The sequence below is a fragment of the Caballeronia sp. dw_276 genome, assembly GCF_018449635.1.
Classification (GTDB): Bacteria; Pseudomonadota; Gammaproteobacteria; order Burkholderiales; family Burkholderiaceae; genus Caballeronia.
In genome coordinates, this window is the sequence record NZ_JAAVUV010000040.1 from 1 (window position 1) to 1795 (window position 1795).

Genomic DNA, 1795 nt, shown 5'->3' on the forward strand with positions numbered 1-1795 from the left:
TCTCGCCTACGTGATCTACACGTCCGGTTCGACGGGGCGCCCGAAAGGGGTTCTTTCCCAACACGCGAATGTGGTGAGTCTGCTGGATGCGACACAGAGCCGCTTCGGGTTTGGTGCTGCCGACACGTGGACGCTGTTTCACTCGATTGCCTTCGACTTCTCGGTCTGGGAAATCTGGGGCGCACTGGCCTATGGCGGCAAACTGCTGATCGTGCCGCAAGAGGTCAGCCGTACGCCCGCTGCGCTGCACGCGTTGCTTGCGAAGCAGGAAGTCACGGTCCTGAACCAGACGCCTTCGGCTTTCCGGCAACTCATGCGGCACGAGGAGGAAGTAGCGGGGCTGCCGGCGCTGTCATTGCGCACGGTGATTTTCGGCGGCGAGGCACTGGACGCGACACTGCTCACGCCGTGGCTGCGCCGGCACGGCGCACAACGGCCGGAACTGGTCAACATGTACGGGATCACGGAGACGACCGTGCATGTGACATGGTTCGGTCTGCGCGGAACGACGGCAAGCCCGCTGTCGATTGGACGCGCGTTGCCCAATGCGCGGATGTATCTGCTGGATGACGTGTATCAGCCGGTACCGGTGGGGGTAACGGGGGAGCTGTATGTGGCTGGCGCAGGACTGGCGCGCGGCTACCTGAACCGTCCAGATTTGACGGCAGAGCGCTTCGTGCCGGACCCATTCGGCGCACCGGGCGCACGAATGTATCGCACGGGCGATCTGGCGCGCTATCGGCAGGATGGTCAGTTCGACTATAGGGGGCGAGCGGACCAGCAGGTGAAGATCCGCGGTTTTCGCATTGAGCTGGGTGAGATCGAAGCGGCGCTGGCGACGATACCGCAGGTGAAGGAAGCCGTGGTGCTGGCGCGCGAAGATGTGGCGGGTGACGAGCGACGGCTGGTGGCTTATGTGGTTCCGCACACGCTGGATGCGGATACGCCGGAAGTGCTTGACGCGGGCCCGCTGCGCGCGGCATTGCGCGGGACGCTGCCGGAATACATGGTGCCGTCGCACTACATCAAGCTCGACGCGCTGCCGCTTACGACGAACGGCAAGCTGGACCGTCGGTCACTGCCGGCTCCGGCGTTGACCGGCGACACGGACACGTACGTCGAACCGCGCACGGAATCCGAGCGAAACTTGGCGACGATCTGGTCGCAAGTGCTGCACGTCATCCGTGTGGGCCTGCACGATAACTTCTTCGATCTGGGTGGCCATTCGCTGCTGGCCACGCAGGTGGTGTCCAAGGTGCGTGCGGTATTCGGTGTGGAACTGGCGTTGCGCGCGCTGTTCGAGGCGCCGGTGCTGGCGTCGCTGGCCCGTCACATCGAAGATGCGCGCGGCGCGGGGGCGGGCAACATGATCCCTGCGATTGTGCCTGTGGCACGCGACGGTGCTTCGATACCCCTATCGTTTGCACAGCAGCGGCTGTGGTTTCTCGAGCAATTGGAACCGGGCAGCGCGCTGTACAACATTCCTGCGGCAATCCGGCTGGTGGGGCGACTCGATGCAGAGGCGCTGGAGATGACGCTCGACGAGGTAGTGCGGCGTCACGAGGCATTGCGCACCCGCTTTGTCGAGGTGGACGGCACGCCGGTGCAGGTCGTGCAGCCGGAACTGAAGCTCGTGCTGCAACGCGTGAGTCTCGAATCGCTCAGTGAAAGCATGCGCGAGCCGGCAGTACAACGCCTGCTCCATGAGCAGGCGGGCAAACCATTCGACCTGAGCACGGGGCCGTTGATCCGTGCCGGGCTGGTGCAGGTGGCGCAAGACGAACATGTCGTCTAC

General features: G+C 64.2%; 1 protein-coding gene. It reads left to right on the forward strand.

Annotated elements, in window-relative coordinates:
* Positions 1-1795, forward strand: a 1795-nt coding sequence (locus HB633_RS30500) for a non-ribosomal peptide synthetase (protein ID WP_213781848.1), incomplete at both ends; no start/stop codon positions are given.